This window comes from Pseudomonas sp. CP-1 (assembly GCF_021213715.1).
In the GTDB taxonomy this organism is placed as follows: Bacteria; Pseudomonadota; Gammaproteobacteria; order Pseudomonadales; family Pseudomonadaceae; genus Pseudomonas; species Pseudomonas aeruginosa.
In genome coordinates, this window is the sequence record NZ_JAJQKY010000016.1 from 26,072 (window position 1) to 51,687 (window position 25,616).

Here is a 25,616-nt window from a genome sequence, read left to right on the forward strand (position 1 = left end):
ACCCGTCGCGTTTTTTGCCTTGCCCGGCGCCGCCCCTCTATTCCGCCGCTTTCCGGCGTTCGGACGATGCCCTGGGAAAACCGCGCGGGCCGACGCGGAACGCGTGCGCGGCATTGCCCCAGGCCAGCGCCGCGGCCAGCCCGATCAGCGGCAGCAGGGTCCAGGGCAGCATCTCGCTGCCCCAGCGCTGCAACACCATGCCGCCCAACGCTCCGCCGCCGGCGATGGCAAGGTTCCAGGCCACCACGATCATCGACTGGGCCAGGTCGGCGCCCTCCCCGGCGGCGTCCGCCGAAGCGGTCTGCAGCAGCGTCGCCGCGCCACCGAACGTCAGCCCCCAGAGGGCCAGGCCGGCGAACGCCAGCCAGCTCCAGCGAGCGCCCAGGCACAGCGCCAGCGCCGCCACGGCGAACAGCGCCAGGCTGGCCAGAACCATCCGCCGCAGGTGCCGGTCGACCAGCGCGCCGACCAGCCAGATTCCCACCACCGCGGCGCTGCCGAATACCAGCAGGGCCAGGTCCACCGAGGCGCCCAGGCCGACCTTGGCGAGGAACGGCGCGATATAGGTGTAGAGGATGTTGTGCGCCAGCACCCAGGCGACGATCACCAGCAATACCGGACGCACGCCCGGCGTGCGCAGCACCCCGAGCAGGCGCAGGCGCCGCCCGGCCGGCTGGCCAGGGAAGTCCGGCACGCTGTGCAGCACCCAGCCGACCAGCAACAGCGCGATCAGCGACAACAGGCCGAAGGCCCAGCGCCAGCCGAGCAGGCCGCCCAGCCAGGTGCCCAGCGGAACGCCGAGCGACAACGCCAGCGGCGCACCGAGCATGGCCACCGCCAGCGCCCGCCCTTGCTGCTCCGGCGGCACCAGGCGCCGCGCGTAGCCGGCCAGCAGGCCCCAGGCGAGGCCGGCGGCGACGCCGCTGCCGAAGCGCGCCAGCAGGGTCAGGCGGTAATCCGAGGAAACGGCGGTGAAGCTGTTGCAGACGAAGAAGATCAGCAGCGCCAGCAGCAGCACCCGGCGCCGCCGCCAGCCCTGGGTCAGGCTCGCCGCCGGCAGCGCGGCCAGTAGCGAACCCAGGGCATAGACGCTGACCAGTTGCCCGGCCAGCGCCTCGCTGACCGCCAGCCCCGCGCCGATTTGCGGCAGCAGGCCGGCCGGCAGGGTTTCGCTGAGAATGGCGACGAAGCCGGACATCGCCATCGCCAGCAACGCGCTCAGCGGCAGCCGCGGCGCCACGGCCGACGCAGCGGCCCCGGCGTTCTCCGGAAATGCTTCGCGGCGTCCCATCAGCGCACCTCCGCGGCACGGTAGACGGCGTCGCGCAGGTCGTTGACGAAGCGTCCCGACATGCCCTCGAACAGGGTGTTGGTGAGCGCCACCACCGACAGTTCGCGGGCCCGGTCGACGAACCAGGAATGCCCGTAGGCGCCGCCCCAGCGCCAGGTGCCGGGAGACTCCGGCGACTGCGCGATGGCCGGGTCGCGCAGCACGGAGAAGCCCAGGCCGAAGCCGAAACCGGGATTGGCCGGCAGTTCCAGGCCGGGTACCTGGTCGCGGCCCATCTCCTCCACCAGGCCAGGCGTCAGCAACGGCGCGCCGCCCTGGCGAAGGATTTCCAAAAGGCGCAGCACGTCGCCGGCGCTGCCGATCATCCCCGCCCCGCCGGACGCATAGGCAGACGGTTCGAAGGCCCGACTCGGCTCGAAGCGAATGCCGACGCTGTCCTCGAACGGCGCCACGGTCTCCCGCTCGGCCATCCGCCGCGGGCGTGGCCGGTCGCTGACGTAGACCGCCGCCAGGCGTTGCGCGTCGGCGCAGAGGAAGCCGCTGTCGCGCATGCCGGCCGGAATCCCGACCCGCTGCCGCAGCGCTTCCGCCAGCGGCCGCCCGTCGACCCGCGCCACCAGCGCGCCGAGCACGTCGGTGGCCAGCGAATAGCCCCAGGCGCGGCCGGGCTCGTAGAGCAAGGGCACGGAGGCCAGGCGACGGAGATTCTCGGCCAGGTCGAAACCCGGCAGGTCCATGCCGTCGGAAATCCCGGCGCGGGCATAGGGGCCGTCTGCGTCGGCTTCGAGGAAGCGATAACCGAGGCCGGCGCTGTGACTCAGCAACTGCCGCGGCGTGATGCGCGCCTCGCGGCCGTCGGCCAGGCGCGGACGGAACGCCGGCAACCAGTCGGCGATCGGCTCGTCGAGGGCCAGCCGGCCCTCGTCCACCAGGCTCAGGGCGGCGACGCTGACGATCGGCTTGCTCACCGAGGCCAGGCGGAACAGGCTGTCCTCGCCCATTGTCCGGCCGGCCTCGCGGTCGGCCAGGCCGGCAGCCCGTCGATAGAGCCACTGCCCCCGGTGCGCCACCAGTACCACCGCTCCCACCAGGCGCTGGTCGGCGAATGCCGCCTCGATCGCCTGATCGACATGTTCCGCCAGGCTGCGCCCTGGCCCTCGTTCGAAACCTGACATGCGAGACTCTCCGCGGACGATGAAGGATGCGGACAGGCTAAGAGCGCTGCAAAAGCGGAAAAAGACGGATAGAGTTCCGCTCTATCCGGACCTTCATGTCCGTAATCGGAGCCTTGCATGGACAGCCTCAGCGGTTTCACCGTCTTCGTCCGCGTCGCCGAGACCCGCAGCATCGTCGGCGCCGCTCGGACCCTCGGCGTCAGCGCCTCGGCGGTGGGCAAGCGGGTCGCCCGCCTGGAAGAGAAGCTCGGCGTGCGCCTGTTCCACCGCAGCACCCGCAGCATCACCCTGACCGCCGAAGGCAGCCTGTTCCTCGAGCGCAGCCGGCGCATCCTGGCCGAGATCGAAGCCACCGAGCTGGAGCTGTCGCAAAGCCGCGAGACCCCGCGCGGGCGCCTGCGGGTCAGCCTGCCGCTGGTCAGCGGGCTGGTCCTGCCGGCGCTCGCCGATTTCATGCAGGCCTATCCGGACATCGAGCTAGACCTCGACTTCAGCGATCGCGTGGTGGATGTCGTCGACGAAGGCTTCGACGTGGTCCTGCGCACCGGCCAGCCGGTGGATTCGCGGCTGTCCATGCGCGAACTGGGCGAGTTCCAGTTGAAGCTGGTCGGCTCGCCGACCTACTTCGCCCGCCACGGCACGCCACGCTGCCCGGAAGACCTGCTGCGGCACACCTGCCTGCACTACCGCTTCTCCAACACCGGCCGCCTCGAGGAATGGCCGCTGCGCCGCGCGGACGGCGAAGCCCCGCCGCAGATTCCGGTGTCGATGGTCTGCAACAACATCGAGACCCGCGTCTGCTTCGCCCTGCGCGACCAGGGCATCGCCTGCCTGCCGGACTTCTCGATCCGCGAGGCGCTGCGCGAAGGACGCCTGGTCAGCGTCCTCGACGCCTTCTGCGAGCGCCGCGCGCGGTTCTTCCTGCTCTGGCCGTCCGGCCGCCAGGTCTCGCCCAAGCTGCGCGCCTTCATCGACTTCGTCGCGCCACGGGTGATCGCCACGCTGGGCTGAAGCGCGCCTGGCAGGGCCGGTCAAGCCGGCGGCAGACAGGAACAAGACCGCGGCGGCCACGGAGCGTCTAATAGGTACATCCACCCCTTGCCAGGCCGCATCCATGATCAACATCGAGACGCCGACCTACTACACGGCGACCAAGAAGTACGAGCTGTCCTTCCCCTCCCTGGAAACCGACCTGGACGCCGACGTGGTGGTGATCGGCGGCGGCTTCTCCGGCATCAACACCGCGCTGGAACTGGCCGAGCACGGCATCACCGACATCGTCGTGCTGGAGGCCCGCCACCTCGGCTTCGGCGGTACCGGGCGCAACGGCGGGCAGATCATGGCCGGCATCGGCCACGACCTGGAGAAGATCCGCAAGGACGTCGGCGAGGACGGCCTGCGGGCGATCTTCGAGATCAGCGACCTCGGCGCCGACATCATCAAGGGCCGTATCGAGAAGTACGCCATCGACGCCGACTTCTGCCACGGCTACGGCTACATGGGCTTCAACGCGCGCCAGGCGAAGACCCTGCAGGCCTGGGAAAAGGAGTTCCGGTCGCTCGGCTCGCCCCATGAGATCCGTTACCTGCACGGTGCCGAGGTGCGCCAGATCATCGGCTCGGACGCCTACGGCAGCGCCCTGCTGCACATGGGCGGCGGCCATGTGCACTCGCTCAACCTGCTGCTCGGCGAAGCCAAGGCGCTGGCCGGCCTCGGCGCACGGATATTCGAATACAGCCCGGCGCTGGAGGTGCAATACGGCGAGCGCATCCGCGTGCGCACGGCCAAGGGCTCGGTCACCGCGAACAAGCTGCTCTGGGCCTGCGACAGCTTCCTCAACCGGCTCGAGCCCGAGCTGCACCGCACCACCATCAATACCTACGCGTTCCAGATGATGACCGAGCCGCTGCCGGACGAACTGATCCAGCGGATCAGCCCGATCCGCGGCGCCTACAGCGACATCCGCCCGGTCATCGACTACTACCGGGTGACCAACGAGAACCGCCTGCTGTTCGGCGCCGCCACGCCCTTCGTCGAACGCATACCCGGCGACCTCAAGGCCTGGAACCGCAAGCTGATGCTGAAGATCTTCCCCTACCTGGAGCACGTCCGCATCGACCTCGCCTGGGGTGGGCCGATGGCTTGCAGCGCCAACCTGTTCCCGCAGATCGGCAGCCTCTCGGGGCGGCCCAACGCGTTCTTCGTCCAGGGTTATTCCGGGTTCGGCGTGACCCCCAGCCACATCGTCTGCAAGGTCCTCGCCGAAGGCATGAGCGAAGGCTCGGCGCGCTACGACCTGCTCAGCTCGGTACGCCGCATCCCGATCCACGGCAAGGACCACTTCCGCCCGCTGCTGCTCAGCGCGGGCAAGACCTGGCACCAGCTCTCCGGCTACTGGAACGGCCGGCGCTGAAACCTACCGATCACTCTACAAGGAGCATTCCCATGGCCATTACCGTTATCCGCCACGGCATCACCCTCGACGAACTGGACGCCTGGGGCAGCGTCGCCGACCTCGGCTCGGAGATCCTCGAAGGCGAGGTGAAAGCCTTCGGCAAGATGACCGCCGGAGCCCCCACCGACCCGGTCAGCGCCGCCTACTTCGGCACCACCGCCGGCAAGTTCCGCATGACCTATCCGTTCAGCGAACAGGCCACGGTGGTCAGCGGCGAGGTCCGCCTCACCGACGAGTCCACCGGCCAGAGCACGCTCTACAAGGCCGGCGACAGCTGGTTCGTCAGCAAGGGCACCCCGGTGCTCTGGGAGGTTGCCGACGGCGGCTTCGTCAAGCATTACTACGCGGTGGCTTGAGACACCGGCGTAACGGCGAGCCATTACGCCCGGAGGCGCTGCCAGCCCTCGACACGCCCCCGTAGGGCGAATAACCGCTCGCGGTTATCCGCCGTGAAATCCGGCGTAACGGCGGATAGCGCCTGCGGCGCTATTCGCCCTACCGGCAAGCCGTTACGCCCGGCGACGCTGCCCAACCCTCGACATGTCCCCGTAGGGCGAATAACCGCTCGCGGTTATCCGCCGGGAAACCCGGCGTAACGGCGGCTAGCGCCTGCGGCGCTATTCGCCCTACCGGCACGCCGTTACGCCCGGCGTCGCTGCCCAACCCTCGACAGGTCCCCGTCGGGCGAATAACCGCTCGCGGGTAGCCGCCGTGTAACCCGGCGTAACGGCGGCTAGCGCCTGCGGCGCTATTCGCCCTACCGGCACGCCGTTACGCCCGGCGTCGCTGCCCAACCCTCGACAGGTCCCCGTCGGGCGAATAACCGCTCGCGGGTAGCCGCCGTGTAACCCGGCGTAACGGCGGATAGCGCCTGCGGCGCTATTCGCCCTACCGGCAAGCCGTTACGCCCGGCGACGCTGCCCAACCCTCGACATGTCCCCGTAGGGCGAATAACCGCTCGCGGTTATCCGCCGTGCAATCCGGCGTAACGGCGGATAGCGCCTGCGGCGCTATTCGCCCTACCGGCACGCCGTTACGCCCGGCGACGCTGCCCATCCCTCGACATGTCCCCGTAGGGCGAATACCCGCTCGCGGTTATCCGCCGTGACATCCGGCGTAACGGCGGATAGCGCCTGCGGCGCTATTCGCCCTACCGGCACGCCGTTACGCCCGGCGACGCTGCCCATCCCTCGACATGTCCCCGTAGGGCGAATAACCGCTCGCGGTTATCCGCCGTGAAACCCCGCGTAACGGCGCATAGCGCCTACGGCGCTATTCGCCCTACTCGGCAAGCCGTTCCGCCCGGAGGCGCTGCCAGCCCTCGACACGCCCCCGTAGGGCGAATAACCGCTCGCGGTTATCCGCCGTGAAACCCGGCGTAACGGCGGATAGCGCCCGCGGCGCTATTCGCCCTACTCGGCAAGCCGTTCCGCCCGGCGACGCTGCCCAGCCCTCGACATGTCCCCGTAGGGCGAATAACCGCTCGCGGTTATCCGCCGTGAAATCCGGCGTAACGGCGGATAGCGCCTGCGGCGCTATTCGCCCTACCGGCAAGCCGTTACGCCCGGCGACGCTGCCCAACCCTCGACATGTCCCCGTAGGGCGAATAACCGCTCGCGGTTATCCGCCGTGAAATCCGGCGTAACGGCGGATAGCGCCTGCGGCGCTATTCGCCCTACCGGCAAGCCGTTACGCCCGGCGACGCTGCCCAACCCTCGACATGTCCCCGTAGGGCGAATAACCGCTCGCGGTTATCCGCCGTGAAATCCGGCGTAACGGCGGATAGCGCCTGCGGCGCTATTCGCCCTACCGGCAAGCCGTTACGCCCGGCGACGCTGCCCAACCCTCGACATGTCCCCGTAGGGCGAATAACCGCTCGCGGTTATCCGCCGTGAAATCCGGCGTAACGGCGGATAGCGCCTGCGGCGCTATTCGCCCTACCGGCAAGCCGTTACGCCCGGCGACGCTGCCCAACCCTCGACATGTCCCCGTAGGGCGAATAACCGCTCGCGGTTATCCGCCGTGAAACCCCGCGTAACGGCGCATAGCGCCCGCGGCGCTATTCGCCCTACTCGGCAAGCCGTTCCGCCCGGAGGCGCTGCCAGCCCTCGACACGCCCCCGTAGGGCGAATAACCGCTCGCGGTTATCCGCCGTGAAACCCGGCGTAACGGCGGATAGCGCCTGCGGCGCTATTCGCCCTACTCGGCAAGCCGTTACGCCCGGCGGCGCTGCCCAACCCTCGACATGTCCCTGAACGGCCGCACCGTCGGGCCGCGGGTTCAGGTGCTCTCCCGCGCCATCAGCTCGAACCCCATGTCCAGCGCGCTATCGCGCACCTCCTTGCCGGCGATCAGCGCCAGCAACTGCTCCGCCGCGCGCCGGCCGATGGCTTCGCGCGGGGTGCGGATGCTGCTCAGGCGCGGGACCGTGCAGTCCGAACCCGGCAGGTCGTTGAAACCGAGCACGGCGATCTGCTCCGGCACCTTGACCCCACGGCGCAGGGCCTCCAACAGCGCGCCCTGGGCCAGGTCGTCGTTGCAGAAGAACACCCCGTCGACCTGCGGCTGGCTGGCCAGCAACTGCACGAAGAGTTCGCCGCCGAGGGCCACCGAGGACGGCCGCGGCGTAAGGATTTCCAGCCCCGGGTCGTAGCAGCCGGCTTTTTGCAAGGCGCGGCGGAACCCCTCGCCGCGCAGCAGGGTGCGCTGGTCGAGCTGGGCGCCGATGTAGGCCAGGCGCCTGCGGCCGCGTGCCAGCAGGTGCTCGGCAGCGGCCTCGCCGGCGCGCAACTGGGAGAAGCCGACGCAATTGAGCCCGGCGCCGGAGTCCAGGTCCATCATGTACACGCAGGGAATGCCACTGGCCTCGATCATCCGCCGGGCGCTCTCGGTGCGCTCGAAGCCGGTCAGCAGCAGGCCGCGCGGCTGGTAGGCCAGGTAGTTGCGGATCAGGTCCTCTTCCTCGTTGCGCGAGTAGTGGAAGTTGCCGATCAGCACCTCCAGGCCCTGCGGCCGCAGTACCGCGTGGATCGCCTCGAGGGTCTCGATGAACAGCAGGTTGGCCAGCGACGGCACCAGCACCGCCACGCTGTGGCTTTGCGCCGAGGCCAGCGCGCGCGCCGCGGGGTTGGCCACGTAGCCGAGTTCGCGGGCGGCGTCGCGGACCTTCTGCGCCAGTTCTTCGGCGACGCTGGCGACGCCGCGCAACGCGCGCGACGCGGTGATCGGGCTGACCCCGGCGCGGCGCGCGACTTCGTTGAGGGTGGGACGTCCGGTGGTTCGCGTGTTCTTGTCGTTCTTGGTGATGCTCATCGTGGCCTGCTTGCCAAACAAAATTCCAGGCACTAAGGTAGCGCTGTCTCGCGACCTGGGCAATCGCCTGAGGCGGCCTGTCCGCCACTGCCCGCGCGGGATTCGACAGACCACAACGACAAGAAGGCGGAGCCAGGCTCGCGCGATTTTTTCCAGGTCGCAAAGACAGCGCTGTCTCACGCTTGAGGTGTTCCATGCATCCACCCCTCCAAGCCCTGGTCATCATGGGTGTCGCCGGTTGCGGCAAGTCCAGCGTCAGCCAGGCCCTCTGCCAGCGCAGCGGCGCCCACGGCATCGAAGGCGACAGCTTCCATCCCGCCGCCAACATCCGCAAGATGAGCGCCGGCATCCCCCTCACCGACGACGACCGCGCCGGCTGGCTGGACACCCTCGCCGAGCAGCTGCGCCAGGCGGTGGCCACCGGCAAGCTGCCGGTACTGACCTGTTCCGCCCTCAAGCGCGCCTACCGCGACCGGTTGCGCCGCGCGGTGCCCGGCCTCGGCATCGTCTACCTGGAACTGACCCCGGCGGTCGCCGCCGAGCGCGTCGCCCAGCGCCCCGGCCACTTCATGCCGGCGACCCTGATCGACAGCCAGTTCGCCGCCCTCGAGCCGCCGCTCGACGAACCCCTGACCCTGCGCCTGGACGCCACCCTGCCGGTGGAATGCCTGGCGCAGGCCACCCACGCCTGGTGGCTGGAGCACGCCGCCGCCTGAAGTCTTTCGCTTGTCCGACAAAGATAGCGCTACCCCGAAAAGGCGCTTCAATGAAACAGCAACTCCGGTAGAACAACGACAAAAGGAGAGCCCTCCATGTTCGGCATGTCACACGATGCCTACCTGCTCCTCGACGCCCTGGTGACCATCATCGGCCTGATCGTGCTGATCACCCGCTTCAAGGTGCATCCCTTCATCGCCCTGATCATCGCCGCCGGCTTCCTCGGCCTGACCTCGGGGATGCCGGTGGAGAAGATCGTCAAATCCTTCCAGGACGGCTTCGGCGGCGTGCTCGGCTTCGTCGGCGTGATCCTCGCCCTGGGCACCATGCTCGGCAAGCTGATGGCCGATTCCGGCGGCGCCGACCAGATCGCCCGCACCCTGATCCGCGCCTTCGGCAAGGAGCGGGTGCACTGGTCGATGATGCTCGCCGCGTTCCTGGTGGGCATCCCGCTGTTCTTCGAGATCGGCTTCATCCTGCTGATCCCGCTGGTGTTCATCGTCGCCCGGCGCAGCGGCGTGTCCCTGATCAAGATCGGCATCCCGTTGCTCGCCGGCCTTTCCGCGGTGCACGGTCTGGTGCCGCCGCACCCCGGCCCGCTGCTGGCGATCGGCGTGTTCGGCGCCGACATCGGCAAGACCATCCTCTACGGCCTGATCGTCGCCCTGCCCACCGCCGCCATCGCCGGCCCACTGTTCGGCGCGCTGGTCTCGCGCTACATCCCCGGCACGCCATCGGCGGAACTGGTGGAGCAGATCGCCCACGAGCCCGAGACCCAGGACCTGCCCAGCTTCGGCGTGACCCTGGCGACCGTGCTGCTGCCGGTGTTCCTGATGCTGCTGAAGACCTTCGCCGACGTCGCCTTCCCCGATGGCCACGCGTTCCGCGCCTGGATGGACATGATCGGCCATCCGATCAGCGCCCTGCTCCTGGCCCTGCTGGTGGCGCTCTATACCTTCGGCTACGCCCGTGGCTTCGACTCGAAGAAGATCCTCAGGCTGCTCGACCAGAGCCTGGCACCGACCGCCGCCATCGTGATGATCATCGGCGCCGGCGGCGGCTTCAAGCAGATGCTGGTGGCCAGCGGGGTCGGCGACGTCATCGGCCATCTCGCGGTGAACGCGCAGATCTCGCCGATCCTGCTGGCCTGGCTGGTGGCCGCGGTGATCCGCATCGCCACCGGCTCGGCCACCGTCGCCACCATCACCGGGGCCGGCATCGTGGTGCCGGTGATCGACCTGATTCCCGGCGTCAACCGCGAGTTGCTGGTACTCGCCACCGGCGCCGGCTCGCTGATCCTCTCCCATGTCAACGACGCCGGGTTCTGGCTGGTCAAGCAGTACTTCAACATGAGCGTCAGCGAGACCTTCAAGACCTGGACCGCGATGGAGACCATCCTCTCCGTGGTCGGCCTGGTCTTCATCCTGTTGCTGTCGCTGGTGCTCTGAGCACCAGCCCGACCGGAGTCCAGCCATGACCGAACCGATGCAACGCCCCGACCACGAAGCCTCGCGCTGGCCGCGCGACTTCGATATCCGCCAGCGCTATGCCGAGCAGCAGGAACTGCTTGAGCCACCGCCGGCGCGGCCCCGCGAAGAGCCTACCGCCGACGCCTGAAGCCAGCCGGCGTCATGCCTTTGCTCCCGCCCCCCACGAAGCGGGAGCAAAGGCTGACTTCCGGCAAGGGCGCGACGGTTTTCCTGCTGAAACGATTTACCTTCGCCCCGGACCGCGCTACAACAGTCCCACGCCTTTCATCCACGTCATTCGAGGACCCGCCATGACCGCCCCGCTCCACCTCGATTCGCTGTTTCCCAGCCTCGACGCCATTCCCGAGCAGTACCGCCCCGACGCCCCCATCGAGCAGCGCGACTACCTGGTCGACGGCCAACTGCGACATTGGGACGGCCCGCTGGCGCCGGTACGCAGCCCGGTATTCCTCGCCGAGGCCGACGGCGAGCGCCAGGTGATCCTCGGCAGCACCCCGCTGCTCGACGCCGACGCGGCGCTCGCCGCGCTCGACGCCGCGGTGCGGGCCTACGACCACGGCCAGGGCCTGTGGCCGAACCTGCGGGTGGCCGAGCGCATCCAGCACGTCGAACGCTTCCTGGCGCGGATGCGCGAGCAACGCGAGGCGGTGGTCAAGCTGCTGATGTGGGAAATCGGCAAGAACCTCAAGGACTCCGAGAAAGAGTTCGACCGCACCTGCGACTACATCGTCGATACCATCGAAGCGCTGAAGGAACTCGACCGCCGCTCCAGCCGTTTCGAACTGGAACAGGGCACCCTCGGCCAGATCCGCCGGGTGCCGCTGGGCGTGGCGCTGTGCATGGGGCCGTACAACTACCCGCTGAACGAAACCTTCACCACCCTGATCCCGGCGCTGATCATGGGCAATACGGTGGTGTTCAAGCCGGCCAAGTTCGGCGTGCTGCTGATCCGCCCGCTGCTGGAAGCCTTCCGCGACAGCTTCCCGCCGGGAGTGATCAACGTCATCTACGGACGCGGCCGGGAAACCGTGTCGGCGCTGATGGCCAGCGGCAAGGTCGACGTGTTCGCCTTCATCGGCACCCATTCCGGCGCCAGCGACCTGAAGAAGCTGCACCCCCGCCCGCACCGCCTGCGCGCCGCCCTCGGCCTGGACGCGAAGAACCCGGGCATCGTCCTGCCGCAGGTCGACCTGGACAACGCGGTGAACGAGGCGGTCACCGGCGCGCTGTCCTTCAACGGCCAGCGCTGCACCGCGCTGAAGATCCTGTTCGTCCACGAAAGCGTGCTGCAACCGTTCCTCGACAAGTTCAGCGCGCGCCTGGCCAGCCTCAAGCCGGGCATGCCGTGGGAACCGGGAGTGGCGCTGACACCGCTGCCGGAGCCGGGCAAGGTCGACTACCTCGAAGGCCTGCTGAACGACGCCCTGGCCAAGGGCGCACGAGTGGTCAATGCGGGCGGCGGCGAGCATCGACAGAGCTTCTTCTACCCCGCCCTGCTGAGTCCGGTGAGCCCGGACATGCGCCTCTACCACGAGGAGCAGTTCGGTCCGCTGGTGCCGGTGGTGCCCTATCGCGAGCTGGACGAGGTGATCGACTACGTCCTGCGCTCCGACTACGGCCAGCAGTTGAGCCTGTTCGGCAACGACCCGGCGCAGATCGGCCGGCTGGTCGACGCCTTCGCCAACCAGGTCGGCCGGATCAACGTCAACGCCCAGTGCCAGCGCGGCCCGGACAGCTACCCGTTCAACGGCCGGAAGAATTCGGCGGAAGGCACCCTGTCGGTCCATGACGCGCTGCGGGTGTTCTCCATCCGCACCCTGGTGGCGACCCGCGACACCGAGGCGAACAAGACCCTGGTCAGCGAGATCATCCGCAACCGCGCGTCGAACTTCCTCACCACCGACTACATCTTCTGAAGCGCCTGTCCCTCTCCCGCCGGGAGAGGGACCTGCCGCCACCTCCCCCACTGTCCGCCAGGCAGCAGCCGCGCAACAGGCTGCCGCCCCGGCAACACCTCCTGCTCGCGCGAACCCGCGCAACCAGTGGCCTGCGCGGGTCGGCACAGGCTGTGCAACAGCCCGGACTCCAGGGTAGCCGTCGACCGGACGGCCCCGCTGCCTACCAGGAGTCCGCATGAACGCCCGCGTCCATCCCGAAGCCACCGCCGCCAGTCTCTCCGAAGGCGCCGACTACGAACTGCTCGCCCAGCGTTTCCGACCGATCTTCGCGCGCATCGCCGAAGGCGCCGTCGAGCGCGAACGGCAACGCGAACTGCCCCACGAGGCGATCGCCTGGCTCAAGCAGGCCGGCTTCGGCGCCGTGCGCGTGCCGCGCGAGCACGGCGGCGCCGGCGCCTCGCTGCCGCAGTTGGTTCAGTTGCTGATCGAACTGGCCGAGGCCGACTCCAACATCACCCAGGCCCTGCGCGGCCACTTCGCCTTCGTCGAGGACCGTCTCAATGCCGAGCCCGGCCCTGGCCGCGACCGTTGGCTGCGGCGCTTCGTCGAGGGCGACCTGGTCGGCTGCGCCTGGACCGAGGTCGGTTCGGTACGGCTGGGCGAAGTGCTCACCCGCGTCTCGCGCAAGGACGACGGTCGCTGGGTGGTGAACGGCAGCAAGTACTACAGCACCGGCAGCCTCTTCTCCGACTGGATCGATCTGTATGCCCAGCGCGACGACACCGGCGCCGACGTGATCGCGGCGATCCGCACCGACCAGCCCGGCGTGCGCCAGAGCGACGACTGGGACGGCTTCGGCCAGCGCACCACCGGCAGCGGCACGTCGCTGTTCGAGGACGCCGAGGTGGAGGAAGAGAACCTCATCGACTTCGCCAGCCGCTTCAAGTACCAGACCGCGTTCTACCAGTTGGTCCTGCTCGCGGTGCTGGCCGGCACCGGCCGCGCCGCCTTGCGCGACGTCGCCGCCGAGGTGCGCGGGCGGACCCGTATCTACAGCCACGGCAATGCCCCGCGAGTCAGCCAGGATCCCCAGGTGCAGCAGGTGGTCGGGCGCATCGCCGCGCGCGTCTACGCCGCCGAGGCGGCCACCCTGCGCGCCGCCGAAGCGGCCCAGCGCGCCTACCTGGCGCGCTTCGTAGGCGACCCGCAGGCGGAGAAGGAGGCCAATATCGCCGCCGAGATCGAATCGGCCAAGGCCCAGGCGATCGTCGCCGAACTGGTGTTGCAGGCCACCAGCGAGCTGTTCGACGCCAGCGGCGCTTCCGCCGTCGGCCGCGGCAAGCAGCTCGACCGCCACTGGCGCAATGCGCGCACCGCCGCCTCGCACAATCCCCTGATCTACAAGCAACGGATCGTCGGCGACTGGGAGATCAACGGCAGCGAGCCGCCCTACGTCTGGCAGATCGGCAGCGGTCCGGCCACGGCGTCCCGCTGAACCTCGCCCATCCCATCGCAAGGAGTTGCCATGAGCGCACTGGAAAAGAACGCCGCCGATCCCTATCGGCAACCGCTGCCACGGACCCCGGCCCGGCGCATCACCGACGACGCCGAGGCGATCCGCGTCGCCCGCGAACTGGCCGGGCTGTTCGCCGAGGAAGCCTCGCTGCGCGACCGCCAGCGCCGGCTGCCGGTGGCCGAACTGGAAGCCTTCTCGCAGAGCGGCCTATGGGGCATCAGCGTACCGCGCGCCTACGGCGGCGCCGAGGTCGGCTACCGGACCCTGGCCGAAGTACTGAAGACCATCGCCGCGGTAGACCCGTCCCTGGCGCAGTTGCCGCAGAACCACCTGGCGGTGCTCGACCATTTGCGCCTGGACGGCAGCGAGGAGCAGAAACGCTTCTTCTACGGCCTGGTGCTAGACGGCGTGCGCTTCGGCAACGCCTTCTCCGAACGCCACAGCCGTACCGTCGCCGAATTCCAGACACGAGTGCTGGCGGATGGCGACGGGTTCCGCATCGACGGCCGCAAGTTCTATTCGAGCGGCGCCCTGCTCGCCCACTGGGTACCGGCCGTCGGCCTCGACGCCGAGCAGCGCGCGCACCTGGCGTTCATCCCGCGCGACGCGCCGGGGCTGACGGTGATCGACGACTGGTCCGGCTTCGGCCAGCGCACCACCGCCAGCGGCACCGTCATCCTGGACAACGTGCGGGTGCCGGCCGAGCACGTCATCCCGGTGCACCGCGCCTTCGACCGCCCCACCGCCGCCGGCGCCGTATCGCAGTTCATCCAGGCCGCCATCGACGCCGGCATCGCCCGTGGCATCCTCGCCGAGACCGTGCAGCAGGTGCGCCGCCACGCGCGGCCATGGATAGACGCCAACCAGCAGCATGCCTGGGAAGACCCCTACACCATCCAGCAGGTCGGCGACCTGCGCATCCGCGTGCGCGCCGCGGAAGCCGTGCTCGACCTGGCGGCCGACGCCATCGAAGCGGCGCTCGCCGCCCCCGACGAGGAGAGCGTGGCCGCCGCCTCGATCGCCGTGGCCGAGGCCAAGGTGCTCACCACCGAAGCCGCCCTGCTCGCCGCCAACCGGCTGTTCGAACTGGCCGGCACGCGCTCGACCCTGGAGGAACTCAATCTCGACCGTCACTGGCGCAACGCCCGCACCCACACCCTGCATGACCCGGTGCGCTGGAAATACCATGCCATCGGCAACTACCAGTTGAATGGGGTGAAGCCACCGCGGCACGCCTGGCTCTAGGGGCCGTCCCGGGCCTTGGGGGCGGATAGCGCCACCGGCGTCATCCGCCGTCCGCCCAGGTCAGGCCGGCAGCGCGTTGCGCCCGGCCTCCTTCTCCCAGAGCGCCCGCAGGTCGCGATAGCCGGCCGCCGGATGGGAATCCGGCAGCCGCGGGCCGTCGCCGAACAACTTCTCGCGCAGGGTTCCCGGCGCGTATTCGGTCTTGTACACCCCGCGCTTCTGCAACTCCGGCACCAGCAATTCGACCACGTCGCTGAAGGTTTCGTGGGCCAGCGCATAGGCCAAGTTGAAGCCATCCACGTCGGTGTCCTCCACCCACTCCTGCAACAGGTCGGCGACGGTCGCCGGGCTGCCGACGAACAGCGGGCCGAAGCCGCCGATACCGACCCAGTCGGCCAGCTCGCGGACCGTCCAGGTGCGCGTCGGATCGGCGCTGGAAAACGCTTCCACCGCCGATTGGATCGCATTGGTGTGGATGTGCCGCAGCACCTGATCCGGCCGATACTGGCCGAAGTCGATCCCGGTCCAGCCGGAGATCAGCGCCAGGGCCCCTTCGTAGCTGACGAAGGCGCGGTATTCGTCGAACTTGGCCCTGGCCTTGGCGTCGGTTTCGCCCAGCACCACCGTCTGCAGGTTGAACACCAGTACCTTGCGCGGATCGCGGCCGGCCTCGGCGACGCGCTGGCGGATGTCGGCGACCGCCTGCTTGAGCACGGTCTTCGATGGCGCGGCGACGAACACGCACTCGGCGTGCTCGGCGGCGAAGCGCTTGCCACGACTCGACGCGCCGGCCTGGTAGAGCACCGGCGTGCGCTGCGGCGACGGTTCGCAGAGATGGATGCCGGGTACCTGGAAGTGCTCGCCGACATGGCGGATCTCGTGAATCTTGCCCGGGTCGCTGAAGATCCTTCGGCGACGGTCGCGGAGCACCGCGCCGTCCTCCCAACTGCCTTCGAAGAGCTTGTAGAGCACCTGGAGGTATTCGTCGGCATAGTCGTAGCGGCGGTCGTGGTCGAGCTGGGCCTGCTGGCCGAGGTTGCGCGCGCCGCTTTCCAGGTAGGAGGTCACTACGTTCCAGCCGATCCGGCCCTTGGTCAGGTGGTCCAGGGTCGAGAGTCGGCGGGCGAAGGGATAGGGATGCTCGAAGGACAGCGAGGCGGTCAGGCCGAAGCCCAGGTGGCGAGTCACCGCGGCCATCGGCGTGATCAGCGCCAGCGGGTCGTTCACCGGTACCTGGGCGGCCTGGCGGATCGCCGCGTCGCCATTGCCGTCGAGCACATCGTAGATGCCCAGCACGTCGGCGATGAACAGTCCGTCGAAACGGCCGCGTTCGAGCAACCGCGCCAGGTCGGTCCAGTACTCCAGGTCCTTGTACTGCGAGGAGCGGTCGCGCGGATGCGCCCAGAGGCCGGGCGACTGGTGGCCGACACAGTTCATTTCGAAGGCGTTGAGACGGATTTCGCGCGGCATGGGGACTCCTTGGCTTGCCTGTGCATCCGGCACCCCGTGCACAGCCCGTGCCGGGCCGCGGGGCCGCGCCGGACAAGGCCTGGGTGGCAAGCCCCTGTCACTGTGCGGGCGCAACTGCTGGGCAAGTGTTGGTGGATCAACACATTCGCCCGCCCCACCCGAGCCCCGAGCCCCGAACCCCGTAGGGCGAATAGCGCCCCGGCGCTATCCGCCAGCGCACCGGAACCCCGTCCGGCGGAGAGCCGCGAGCGGCTATTCGCCCTACCCGAGCGCCCCATTGACCCGTAGGGCGAATAGCGCCCCGGCGCTATCCGCCAGCGCACCGGAACCCCGTCCGGCGGATAGCCGCGAGCGGCTATTCGCCCTACCCGAGCGCCCCATTGACCCGTAGGGCGAATAGCGCCCCGGCGCTATCCGCCAGCGCACCGGACCCCCGTCCGGCGGATAGCCGCGCGCGGCTATTCGCCCTACCCGAGCGCCCCAGGGCCCCGTAGGGCGAATAGCGCCCCGGCGCTATCCGCCCGCTCACCGGAACCCCGTCCGGCGGAGAGCCGCGAGCGGCTATTCGCCCGACCCGAGCGCCCCATTGACCCGTAGGGCGAATAGCGCCCCGGCGCTATCCGCCAGCGCACCGGTACCCCGTCCGGCGGATAGCCGCAAGCGGCTATTCGCCCTACCCGAGCGCCCCATTACCCCGTAGGGCGAATAGCGCCCCGGCGCTATCCGCCAGCGCACCGGAACCCCGTCCGGCGGATAGCCGCGAGCGGCTATTCGCCCTACCCGAGCGCCCCATTGACCCGTAGGGCGAATAGCGCCCCGGCGCTATCCGCCAGCGCACCGGTACCTCGTCCTACCCGAGCGCCCCGTGCGCCCAGCGCCGGTAGAGTCCGCGCGCCGCCGCGTCGAGCAGGTAGCCGAGCAGGCCGATCAGCAGCACCATCGCCATCAGCTCGGAGTACGCCAGGCGGTCGCGGGTGTCGAGGATGTAGTAGCCGAGCCCGGCGCTGACGCCGAGCATCTCGCAAGGCACCAGGACGATCCAGAGGATGCCGATGGCCAGGCGCACGCCGGTCAGCACATGGCCGAGGATGCCCGGCAGGATCACCCGGCGCAGGGTTTCCCAGGGCGTGGCGGCGAGGCTACGGCTCAGTTGCAGCCAGCGCGGGTCGAGCTGGCGCACGCCGGCGGCGGTATTCAGCAGGATCGGCCAGAGCGCGGCGAAGGCCAGCAGGAAATAGATCGGCTGGTCGCCCACGCCCATCAGCATCACCGCGATGGGCATCCACGACAGCGGCGAGATCATCCGCAGGAACTGGAACGCCGGAGTGGTCGCCGCTTCCAGGTTGCGCGAGGCGCCCACCAGCAGCCCCAGCGGCACTCCCACCAGCAGCGCCAGGAACAAGCCCAGCAGGACCCGTTTCAGGCTCACCAGCACGTGCTCGTAGAGTTCGCGGCGTTCCAGCAGTTCACCCAGGCTGAGCAACGTCGCCTGCGGCGAGAAGCGTGCCGAAAGGCCGTCGGCGGCGCCGAACAGGGCCACGCCGAGCCACCACAGGGCGAACAGCGTCAACAGCCCGGCGACGCCTAGCGCGCCCTGGCGCAGCGTCTGCCTCACGGGCTGATCTCCTCGCTGCGCTGGAAGCCCTCGGCGAGGCCGAACGCCTGCAGCCCGCCGACCTCTGCCAGGGCCTGGCGGACGAAGCGGTCGTCCACCAGGTCACTGGCCACCTGGCGCGGATCGAGGCTGGCGAGGAAGGCATTATTGCCTTCGATCAGGGTGTCCTTCAGCCGCCGCACCAGTTCCTCGGTATAGCTCGGATAGGGATAGGGCTGGAAGTCGATGCGCCGCTCCTGCCAGTCGGCGTGGCGGATCGCGCCGCTGGCGAGATAGGCCTGCTGCTCCTCGGCGCCCGGCGCCAGCACCCGGCCGAGGACCTCCGGTGCGTGCGGCGTGTAGCGGTTGGCTCCGGCCTTGGACAGCAACTGTGCGGCCTCGGCGCGGTGCTCGCGAGTCCATAGCTGGGCCTTGACGATGGCGTTGACCACCTTTTGCGACCACTGCGGCCGCCGCTCCAGGTCGTGTTCGTGCATGAACACCACGCAGCAGGCGTGGTTGCGCCAGACATCGCCGGTGAAGCGCTGTACCCGGCCGACCTTGAGGTTCTCCGCCAGGGCGTTGAACGGCTCGGCGACGATGTAGCCGTGGATGCGCTTGCTGGCCAGCGCCGGTGGCATGTCCGAAGGCGGCAGCACCACCAGGTTGACCTCGTCGGCGGCCAGCGCCGCGCCCACCGCACGGCTCACCGCGCGCAGGCCGTTGTCGCGCAGCAGTTGCTGCAACACCACGTTGTGGATCGAGTACCAGAACGGGATCGCCACGCTCTTGCCGCCGAGCTGGCGCACGTCGGCGATCTCCGGAGCCACCGTGAGCCCCGAGCCGCCGACGTGGTTCCAGGCCACCACCTTGGCCGGCACCTTGCTGCCGTAGCGGGCCCAGACGGTCATCGGCGACAGCAGGTGGATGACGTTGACCTGGCCGGAGATGAACGCCTCGATCACCTGCGCCCAGCTACGCAACAGCACCGGCCGTTCGGCCTGGATGCCCTCGGCCTCGAACAGGCCGTTGGCATGGGCCACCAGCAAGGGCGTGGCGTCGGTGATCGGCAGGTAGCCGATGCGCACCGGCGCGTCGGGTTCGGCGGCGGCACGCGCCTGCAGGCTGCTCAGCAGCGGCAACGCGCCGGCAGCGCTGAGCAGCGCGGCGAGCTTGAGGATGTCACGTCGGGAATGGGTCGGGTCGTCCAGGCACATGGGAGGCCTCCGGCTGAGCGATGGGATGGGCATGGGTGCGGCTCGCCCGCCGTAGGGTTTTCAGGATCTCGATGCGCAACGCGCCCAGTTCCTCGACCAGCTCCGCGCGTGGCTGCGGCAGGTCGATGCGCCACTCGCCGAGGGTCCGCGCCGGGCTGTCACCCAGTAGCAGGATGCGTTCGGAGAGCAGCAGGGCCTCGTCGATATCGTGGGTGATCAGGACCACGGCGGTGCCGCGCTCGTGGATCGCCCGCAGCAGCAGCTGCTGCATGTCGGCGCGGGTCACTTCGTCCAGCGCGCCGAAAGGTTCGTCGAGCAGCAGCACTTTCGGCTGCCGCGCCAGGCAGCGGGCCAGCGCGGTGCGCTGGGCCATGCCGCCGGAGAGTTGCGCCGGGTAGCGGGCACGGGCGTGCTCCAGGCCGACCGCGGCGATCGCCTGGTCGACGCGGGCCTGGCGGGTGGCCGCGTCGAGGTGCGGCTGGCGGGCGAAATCGAGGCCGAAGGCGACGTTCTTCTCCAGGTTCAGCCAGGGCAGCAGGCTGGGGTCCTGGAACGCCACCGCGACGCCCGGATGCGGTCCGCGCAGGGGCTCGCCGAGTACCCGCACGCTGCCGGCGGCCGGCTCCTGCAGGCCGGCCAGCACGCGCAGCAGGCTGGACTTGCCGACGCCGCTGGGACCGAGGATCGAGACCACCTCGCCGGCGCCCAGGCGCAATTCGAAATCGCCGAGCACCGCCTGCCAGCCGGCACCGCGCGGATAGCCGAGGGCGATCCCGCGAGCGTCGAGGAGCGCCTCGCTCATGCCTTGGCCTCGGCCTGGCGTTGCAGTTCGGCGCGCAGTTGCACCAGGCTCGGCGTAACGATCGGGACGAACGCCGACTCGCGCCAGCGGCGGGCGAAACCGGCGCCGTGCTCGCTCAGGTAGGCCTTGCCGCCGCTGGCCTGCAACTCCAGTTGCACGGCATTGGCGGCGGCTTCGGCGAGCCCGATGCGGATGCGGAACAGGCGTGCCGGCTGGCTGGCGAACTCGCCGCTGGCCAGTCCGGCGTGCAGCGCCGCCACGTGTCCGTCGAGGGTTTCGCGCTGTGCCGCCAGCTCGCCATCCAGGAGCGAACGGCTGCCGCCCAGGTGCCGCTGCACTTCGTCCAGTGCGCGGCGCGCCAGGCCGATGGCCATGCCGCATTGCAGGCCGAGGAAGGCCGGGCGCACCCGTGGCAGGAACTGCCGGGCGTCGTCGTGCAACAGCCAGTCGCGCCCGACCGCCACCGCGCGCAGATCGAGGGCGGCGGTGTTGCTGCATTGCAGGCCGAGCAGGCGCAGGTCCGCCGAGCGCTGCAAGCCGGCGAGGCCTTCGGGAATCGCCAGGACGAAGGGCTTGCCGCCCTCCCCGTGTTCGATCGCCGCCGCCACCACGAAATCGCCGCTGCGCAGGTTGGTCACCCACGGCAGGCGACCGTCCAGGCGCCAGCCGGCCTCCTCCGCGTGCGCCACCACCTGCAGCGCCTCGATCCCGGAAAGGAACTTCATCGCGTTGGACAGCCCAGTGGCGCCGGCCAGGCGGCCGGCCAGCAGGTCGCCGAGCAGGCGTTGGCGCAGTTCCTGGTTGGGACTCTGCAACAGGTACTCGATGAAGGCGCGCTGGCCCCAGAAGACGAACGCCGCGGTCAGCGAGCGCGCCGCCACTGCGGCCACCCGCTCCACCGCGTCGGCGAGCGTGCCGCCGGCGCCGCCGAGGCGTTCCTCCACCGCCACGCCGAGCACGCCGGCGGCGGCCAGGCGCGGCAGCAGCGCGGCGGGATCGGCGTCGCCGCGGTCGAGGGCGTCGGCCTGGCGGTCGAGCCAGTCGCTCAGGGTCGGGTCAAGCATGGTCGTCACTCCTTGCGCCGGCGCGGCATGCCGCCCGGCAAGCGCAGGCTCAGGCCTGCGGGTTGGTCCAGCGATATTGCTCCAGCTCGGCATTGAGCGGCGTGCGGGCGAACACGTTGGCGAAGTTGCAGAGCGTCGCCAGGCTCACCCCGAGGATCACTTCCAGGGCCTGGGCCTGGTCGAAACCGGCGGCGCGGAAGGCTTCGAACTGTTCGTCGGTGACCGCCCCGCGACTGGCGATCACCGCGCGGGTGAAGTCGGCCAGGGCTTCGTAGCGGGCATCGGGCAGTTCGCCGCGGGCGCGCAGGGCCTCGATCACCGGCTCCGGCAGGCGCGCCTTGTTGCGCGCCACCGCGGTGTGCCCGGCAACGCAGAAGTCGCAGCCATGGGTGGTGGCCGCCACCAGTTGCACCACTTCCCGCTCGGGCAGGCCGAGGCTGGCCTTGGCGTTCAGCCCGGACACGGTGAGGTAGGTTTCCAGGGCGGCCGGCGCATTGGCCAGCACGCCGAGCAGATTCGGGATATAACCCGAGTTGTTCAGCGCGGTCTGGAGGAACGGACGCGCCGCCTCGGGGGCGTTTTCCAGGGTGAGCACGGGAACGCGTGACATGCTTTCGACTCCGGTGGTTGAGGTGTCGAAGAAGTCTCTTGGTAATAAGAAATCCATTCAATATTCTAAAGTCGCTATCACTTGCTCTTGAGTCTTTCCCTTAGATGAATTCGTCCAACCCCCTTGTCGATTGGTTATTAGACAGCCTCGAAGTCGACACCAGCCTGTTCCATGTCGGTCGCTACTGCGGCGGCTGGCATGCCTCCACCCACGGTCTGGCGCGTGCCAGCTTCCACCTGGTGGTGCAGGGACACTGCTGGGCGCACGTCGCCGGAAGCGCCCGGGGCTGGCGACTGGACAGCGGCGACGCGCTGTTCTTCCTGCGCGACGTCGAGTTCCGCCTGTCCAGCGAGGCCACCGCCGAGGCAGCGCGCTGCCAGCCGCGTGGCGAAATGCAGGCGCTGGAGTGGAACGCGGCGGACGGTGCCGGCCTGGTCTGCGGGTTCTTCCACTTCCATTCGGGATTGTCCGGGCTGATCGTCGACGCCCTGCCCGACTGGCTGATCCTGCGCGCCGGCGATCCGGCGCTGGACGCGGCGCGACGCCTGTTCGCCCTGATCGTCGACGAGTGCCGCCGCCAGCCGGCGCCGTCGCCGGTTCTGCTGGAGCGCCTCAGCCACCTGCTGTTCCTCTACGTGTTGCGCCAGCAGGTGCTCGACAACCCGACCCTCGGCGGCCTGGTGGCACTGGCACGCCAGCCGCAGTTCGCCGGCCTGCTGGAAGCGCTGATCGAGGCACCCGAACAGCCCTGGAGCCTGGAACAGATGGCCGAACGCACCGGACTCTCGCGCTCGGCCTTCTTCAAGCGCTTCAACGAACTCAGCGGTCAGTCGCCGGGGCAGGTCCTGCTGGCCCTGCGCATGCACCGCGCCTGCGCCCTGCTGCGCGCCGACGCCAGCGTCGCCGAGGTCGCGGCGGCGGTCGGCTACCAGTCCACCGCCGCCTTCACCCGTGCCTTCCACAAGGCCACCGGACAGCAGCCGGGGGCCTATCGCAAGGCCAGCCGCTGATCACCAGAGACCGATCGGTACCAGGCGCCCGCCTTCCGGCTCGCCGTAGCGGAACGCCTGGCCGCGCAGGTCGATCTCCGCGTTGCTGATGGTAGTCCGCCGCTTCAGCCCGCGCAGCCAGTCGAACAGCATCCCGGCATGGGCCTCGCGCACCGCCGCATGCGCCGGGTCGGCGCCGAGGTCGCGCAATTCGCCGGGGTCGCTGGCAAGGTCGAACAGTTGGGCGCGGAAGCCGTCGTAGGCGATGTACTTCCAGCGCTCGCTGCGCACCATGTACATGCGGCAGGCATCGATGGGTCGGCCCAGGCGCTCCCGCGCCGGCGCCTGGAAGGCGTAGTCGTACTCGGCGATGGCGTAGCGGCGCCAGTCCGCCGGCGGCGCGCCATGGACGAAGGGCAGCAGCGAACGGCCCTCGATGCGATGGCTGGCGGGCTCGACGGCGAAGGCTTCGAGGATGCTCGGCAGTACGTCGATGGACTGCACCAGCGCCTCCTCCACCCGGCCGCGGGTGGCGTCCGCCTCGGGGCGCGGATCGCGGATCAGCAACGGCACGCCCACCGCCGACTCGAGGAGGAACTCCTTCTCGCCCAGGCCGTGGTCGCCGAGGAAATCGCCATGGTCACTGGTGAAGACGATCAGGGTATCGTCCCAGCGCCCGCTGGCGCGCATGTGCTGGAAGAGCCGGCCGAGCTGGTCGTCGACCTGGCGGATCAGCCCCATGTAGGTAGGTATCACCTGCCGGCGCACGTCTTCGCGGGAGAAATTGAGGCTCTCGCGATGTTCGCGGAAGGCGCGGTACACCGGGTGGTCGCTTTCTTCGCCGGGCGCCGCGCGTAGCGCCGGGAGCACCTGGTCGGCGCGGTACAGCGCGTGGTACGGCGCCGGCGCGATGTAGGGCCAGTGCGGCTTGATGTAGGACAGGTGCAGGCACCAGGGACGCTCGCCCTGCTCGTCGATGAAATCCATGGCGCGACGGGTGGTATAGGCGGTCTCGCTGTGCGCCTCCGGCAAGCGTGTCGGCAATCCGGCATGGCGCATCCGCCAGCCGCTGAGGATTTCCCCGTCGGCGCCGGCGGCGGCGTTGGCCCAGTCGTGCCAGGGGTTGTCGCCGGTGAAGCCGAGGCGCCGCAGGTAGTGGGTGTAGGGCGCGCTTTCGCGCTTGTCGGCGAAGGCCGGGTCATCCGGGTAGACCCCGTCATTGCGGTCGTAGGGCTCGAAGCCGGCTTCGGCGAGGGCCGCGCCGCGCGCGCTAGCCGGATCGATGCCGAGCCGCCGCATGCCTTCCAGGTTGGCCGTGGCATGGGTCTTGCCGACCAGCGCGGTGCGGACTCCCGCGGCGCGCAGGTAGTCGCCCAGGGTCAGCTCCTCCAGCGGCAGCGGCACCGCGTTCCAGGCCACCTGGTGGCTGCTGACGTAGCGCCCGGTGTACGAGGACATCCGCGACGGCCCGCAGATGGTGCCCTGGGTATAGGCACGGGCGAAGCGCACGCCCGCCGCGGCCAGGCGGTCGATGTTCGGCGTGTGCAGATAGGGATGGCCGTAGCAGGACAGGTAATCGCGACGCAGTTGGTCGCACATGATGTAGAGGACGTTGCGGATCGGCTTGGGCTGGCTCATGACGGCTCGCGAAAAGGAAACGACGCTTCATTTCGCGGTCCGCCGCGTCCGGCGGCAAGCGCATTCGGAACATAGTTGGCATGCGTGCGACGCAATTCAGGTGGCGTCGTCGACCCGCTTCAGTTCGTCGATCATCGCCTCCGCCAGCGGCGACAGGCTGTAGCCGGCGCGGCTGACGATGCCGTAGCGGGTATGCAGTTCGTCGAGGTCGTCGGGCAGCTCGCGCACCCGCAGCGGACGCAGGCCTCCCTGTCCCGGCGGCGCCAGGTCGCCGAGGCCGCTGCTGATGCCGATGGCATCCGAGGCGAGAACCACGCCGAGCAGGCTATGGCCGTTCTCGCACTCGATGGCCGGGCGGAAGTCGGGACGCCCGCTGAGGTCCACCAGCACCTTGCGGATGTTCGGCGGGCTGATGTTGGTCGCCAGCGGGAAGCTCAGCAGCTCCTCGGCGGAAACGCTCTCGCGCGCGGCCAGTGGATGCCCCTCGCGGCAGCAGAAATGCCAGCGCCGGGGACGCAGGCGCGAGGTCCGGTATTGCGGGTCGGCCTCGAAATGCCGGGTGTCGGCGACGAAGAACTCGAACTCCTCGGCCTGCAGGCGGCGGTTCAGCGCCTGCCAGTGTTCGACCTGGAAACTCACCCGCGCCTTCGGATAACGCACGTTGAAGCGCCCCACCGCACGCGGCACCAGCCAGGTGGCGGGAGCCGGCCCGGCGCCGAAGCGCAGTTCGCCGGCCTCCAGGCCGTTGAACAGGGCGATCTCGTTGGCCAGGTTGTGCGCGCCGCTGACCAGCCGGCGCGCATGTTCGAGGACGATCAGGCCCTGCTTGGTCGGACGCAGGTCCTTGGCCGCGCGGTCCACCAGGCGGCAGCCAGCGCTGTGTTCGAGCGCCTGGATGCTGCGGCTGAAGGCCGATTGCGAAAGGTTAACCGCCAGCGCCGCGGCGACGAAGCTGCGGTGCTCGTGAAGGGCGATGAAGTGGCGGAGCTGGCGGAGATCGATATGCATTTTCTACATGGAAAATATCGGGCGAATGCAATTGCCGGGGACGGCGTGGGCTTTTTATAAAGGCAATCTCTTATTCCGTAAAAGCAATATAAAACATAAATAAATAACCATACGGAATTAGCAGT

Annotated in this window: 21 protein-coding genes; 10 read left to right on the top strand and 11 right to left on the bottom strand. The window is 69.3% G+C overall.

What is annotated here, in order from left to right; all coding sequences use genetic code 11:
- Window positions 1-37: 37 nt before the first annotated feature.
- Together LT948_RS25035 and LT948_RS25040 are read right to left on the bottom strand one after the other, a co-directional pair.
- Window positions 38-1,291 (bottom strand): MFS transporter, encoded by a 1,254-nt coding sequence (locus tag LT948_RS25035; RefSeq protein ID WP_015502905.1) that lies wholly within the window; start codon window positions 1,289-1,291, stop codon window positions 38-40.
- Entirely contained in the window at window positions 1,291-2,466 is a 1,176-nt protein-coding gene (locus LT948_RS25040) for a serine hydrolase domain-containing protein (protein ID WP_033996244.1), read from the bottom strand. Before LT948_RS25040 ends, LT948_RS25035 begins: the two co-directional genes overlap by 1 nt.
- Window positions 2,467-2,583: 117 nt before the next feature.
- Between LT948_RS25040 and LT948_RS25045 the strand changes: the two genes are divergently transcribed.
- The 3 genes from LT948_RS25045 (at window position 2,584) to LT948_RS25055 (ending at window position 5,277) form a co-directional block, all read left to right on the top strand.
- Entirely contained in the window at window positions 2,584-3,477 is an 894-nt protein-coding gene (locus tag LT948_RS25045; protein ID WP_003111387.1) for a LysR family transcriptional regulator, read from the top strand.
- 103 nt (window positions 3,478-3,580) lie between these two features.
- Window positions 3,581-4,879 (top strand): NAD(P)/FAD-dependent oxidoreductase, encoded by a 1,299-nt coding sequence (locus LT948_RS25050; protein ID WP_003089406.1) that lies wholly within the window; start codon window positions 3,581-3,583, stop codon window positions 4,877-4,879.
- Window positions 4,880-4,911: 32 nt separating this feature from the next.
- A complete protein-coding gene (locus LT948_RS25055; protein WP_003089408.1) occupies window positions 4,912-5,277 on the top strand; it encodes a cupin domain-containing protein in 366 nt (121 codons plus the stop codon).
- Window positions 5,278-7,201: 1,924 nt separating this feature from the next.
- Here the strand turns inward: LT948_RS25055 and gntR are convergent.
- Entirely contained in the window at window positions 7,202-8,233 is a 1,032-nt protein-coding gene (gene gntR, locus LT948_RS25060) for a LacI family DNA-binding transcriptional regulator GntR (protein WP_003111384.1), read from the bottom strand.
- A 194-nt stretch (window positions 8,234-8,427) separates the two neighbouring features.
- Here gntR and LT948_RS25065 point away from each other — a divergent pair, with 194 nt between their 5' ends.
- From LT948_RS25065 to LT948_RS25090, 6 genes are all read left to right on the top strand, one after another.
- On the top strand, window positions 8,428-8,949 hold the full coding sequence (locus tag LT948_RS25065; RefSeq protein WP_015502904.1) for a gluconokinase, GntK/IdnK-type: 522 nt from the start codon (window positions 8,428-8,430) through the stop codon (window positions 8,947-8,949).
- 96 nt (window positions 8,950-9,045) lie between these two features.
- Window positions 9,046-10,398: a GntP family permease gene (locus LT948_RS25070; RefSeq protein ID WP_003107128.1), complete on the top strand. Its 1,353-nt coding sequence runs from the start codon at window positions 9,046-9,048 to the stop codon at window positions 10,396-10,398.
- A gap of 25 nt (window positions 10,399-10,423) precedes the next feature.
- On the top strand, window positions 10,424-10,567 hold the full coding sequence (locus tag LT948_RS25075; RefSeq protein ID WP_003089416.1) for a hypothetical protein: 144 nt from the start codon (window positions 10,424-10,426) through the stop codon (window positions 10,565-10,567).
- 163 nt (window positions 10,568-10,730) lie between these two features.
- Window positions 10,731-12,356, top strand: a complete 1,626-nt coding sequence (locus LT948_RS25080; RefSeq protein WP_003089420.1) for an NADP-dependent glyceraldehyde-3-phosphate dehydrogenase — start codon at window positions 10,731-10,733, stop codon at window positions 12,354-12,356.
- 217 nt (window positions 12,357-12,573) lie between these two features.
- Window positions 12,574-13,833: an acyl-CoA dehydrogenase family protein gene (locus LT948_RS25085; RefSeq protein WP_003117845.1), complete on the top strand. Its 1,260-nt coding sequence runs from the start codon at window positions 12,574-12,576 to the stop codon at window positions 13,831-13,833.
- A 30-nt stretch (window positions 13,834-13,863) separates the two neighbouring features.
- Window positions 13,864-15,099, top strand: coding sequence for an SfnB family sulfur acquisition oxidoreductase (locus LT948_RS25090; protein ID WP_003111381.1), 1,236 nt, complete (start codon window positions 13,864-13,866; stop codon window positions 15,097-15,099).
- 60 nt (window positions 15,100-15,159) lie between these two features.
- Here the strand turns inward: LT948_RS25090 and LT948_RS25095 are convergent, their stop codons facing one another.
- From LT948_RS25095 to LT948_RS25120, 6 genes are all read right to left on the bottom strand, one after another.
- Window positions 15,160-16,569, bottom strand: a complete 1,410-nt coding sequence (locus LT948_RS25095; protein ID WP_003107490.1) for an LLM class flavin-dependent oxidoreductase — start codon at window positions 16,567-16,569, stop codon at window positions 15,160-15,162.
- Window positions 16,570-17,419: 850 nt separating this feature from the next.
- Complete coding sequence (locus tag LT948_RS25100; RefSeq protein WP_003107734.1) at window positions 17,420-18,184, bottom strand: ABC transporter permease; 765 nt, start codon at window positions 18,182-18,184, stop codon at window positions 17,420-17,422.
- Window positions 18,181-19,380 (bottom strand): ABC transporter substrate-binding protein, encoded by a 1,200-nt coding sequence (locus LT948_RS25105; protein WP_003107732.1) that lies wholly within the window; start codon window positions 19,378-19,380, stop codon window positions 18,181-18,183. Before LT948_RS25105 ends, LT948_RS25100 begins: the two co-directional genes overlap by 4 nt.
- Window positions 19,346-20,182, bottom strand: coding sequence for an ABC transporter ATP-binding protein (locus LT948_RS25110; RefSeq protein ID WP_003115101.1), 837 nt, complete (start codon window positions 20,180-20,182; stop codon window positions 19,346-19,348). Before LT948_RS25110 ends, LT948_RS25105 begins: the two co-directional genes overlap by 35 nt.
- Window positions 20,179-21,246: an acyl-CoA dehydrogenase family protein gene (locus LT948_RS25115; RefSeq protein WP_003117847.1), complete on the bottom strand. Its 1,068-nt coding sequence runs from the start codon at window positions 21,244-21,246 to the stop codon at window positions 20,179-20,181. Before LT948_RS25115 ends, LT948_RS25110 begins: the two co-directional genes overlap by 4 nt.
- Before the next feature lie 49 nt (window positions 21,247-21,295).
- Window positions 21,296-21,856, bottom strand: coding sequence for a carboxymuconolactone decarboxylase family protein (locus LT948_RS25120; RefSeq protein ID WP_003089433.1), 561 nt, complete (start codon window positions 21,854-21,856; stop codon window positions 21,296-21,298).
- A 104-nt stretch (window positions 21,857-21,960) separates the two neighbouring features.
- Between LT948_RS25120 and LT948_RS25125 the strand changes: the two genes are divergently transcribed.
- Window positions 21,961-22,866: an AraC family transcriptional regulator gene (locus tag LT948_RS25125; RefSeq protein WP_003089436.1), complete on the top strand. Its 906-nt coding sequence runs from the start codon at window positions 21,961-21,963 to the stop codon at window positions 22,864-22,866.
- Here LT948_RS25125 and LT948_RS25130 read toward each other — a convergent pair whose 3' ends face one another.
- Both LT948_RS25130 and LT948_RS25135 read right to left on the bottom strand, forming a co-directional pair.
- Window positions 22,867-24,483: an alkaline phosphatase family protein gene (locus LT948_RS25130; protein ID WP_058150667.1), complete on the bottom strand. Its 1,617-nt coding sequence runs from the start codon at window positions 24,481-24,483 to the stop codon at window positions 22,867-22,869.
- Between the two features lie 96 nt (window positions 24,484-24,579).
- Window positions 24,580-25,491, bottom strand: coding sequence for a LysR family transcriptional regulator (locus LT948_RS25135; RefSeq protein ID WP_003105356.1), 912 nt, complete (start codon window positions 25,489-25,491; stop codon window positions 24,580-24,582).
- Between the last annotated feature and the right edge of the window lie 125 nt (window positions 25,492-25,616).